Genomic DNA, 1273 nt, shown 5'->3' with positions numbered 1-1273 from the left:
TTACAGGTTCGGGTATAGAGGGAACTTGGCGCAGAGGTCTGCGACCTCGGCCTTGACCTTGGCTTCGACGGCGCTGTTGCCGTCTTCGCCATTGGCGGCCAGACCGTCGACAACTTCGATGATCCAGTCGGCGATCTGGCGGAATTCGACCTCGCCAAAGCCGCGGGTGGTGCCAGCGGGCGAACCCAGACGGATGCCGCTGGTGATGGTTGGTTTTTCCGGGTCAAACGGCACGCCGTTCTTGTTGCAGGTGATATGCGCCCGGCCCAGGGCCCTTTCGGTCGCGTTGCCTTTGACGCCTTTGGGGCGCAGGTCGACCAGCACCACATGGGTGTCGGTGCCGTGGGTCACCGTGTCCAGACCGCCCTTGATCAACTGGTCCGACAGCGCCTGCGAATTGACGACAACCTGCTTGATGTAATCCTTGAACGCAGGCTGCAGCGCCTCTCCGAACGCCACGGCCTTGGCTGCGATCACGTGCATCAGCGGGCCGCCCTGAATGCCGGGGAAGATCGCCGAGTTCACTTTCTTAGCGATATCTTCATCATTGGTCAGGATCATGCCACCACGCGGACCGCGCAGGGTCTTGTGTGTGGTCGTCGTCGCCACATGCGCATGCGGGAAGGGGCTGGGGTGTTCGCCCGCCGCCACCAGACCGGCGAAATGCGCCATGTCCACGTGCAGGTAGGCGCCGACCATGTCGGCGATCTCGCGCATGCGGGCAAAGTCGATCACGCGCGGGATGGCCGAGCCACCTGCGATGATCAACTTGGGCTGGTGTTCCTTTGCCAGCGCCTCGACCTGATCATAATCCAGCATGTTGTCTTCTTTGCGGACGCCGTATTGCACCGCGTTGAACCACTTGCCGGACTGGTTGGGGCGCGCGCCGTGGGTCAGGTGGCCGCCGGCATCCAGGCTCATGCCCAGGATAGTATCGCCGGGCTGGATCAGCGCCTGGAACACGCCCTGATTGGCCTGGCTGCCCGAGTTCGGCTGCACGTTGGCAAAGTCGCAGCCAAACAGCTGCTTGGCGCGGTCGATGGCCAGGTTTTCAGCGATATCAACGAATTGGCAGCCGCCATAATAGCGCCGACCGGGATAGCCTTCAGCGTATTTGTTGGTCATCACCGAGCCCTGCGCCTCCATCACGGCGGCAGAGACGATGTTCTCGGACGCGATCAACTCGATCTCATCGCGCTGGCGGCCCAGCTCAGATGTGATCGAGCCAAACAACTCAGGGTCACGGTCGGATAGGGATTGGGTGAAAAAACCG

Annotated in this window: 1 protein-coding gene; it reads right to left on the bottom strand. The window is 62.0% G+C overall.

Going from position 1 to position 1273, the window contains the following annotated elements:
- Positions 1-1273: serine hydroxymethyltransferase (glyA, locus tag AB1A64_RS22325; protein WP_366554361.1), on the bottom strand; the 1273-nt coding region annotated here is incomplete at its 5' end.

This window comes from Ruegeria sp. ANG10 (assembly GCF_040705255.1).
Classification (GTDB): Bacteria; Pseudomonadota; Alphaproteobacteria; order Rhodobacterales; family Rhodobacteraceae; genus Ruegeria.
The sequence above is the reverse complement of the archived record's forward strand: the minus strand, read 5'-3'. Positions and strand labels throughout refer to the sequence as shown.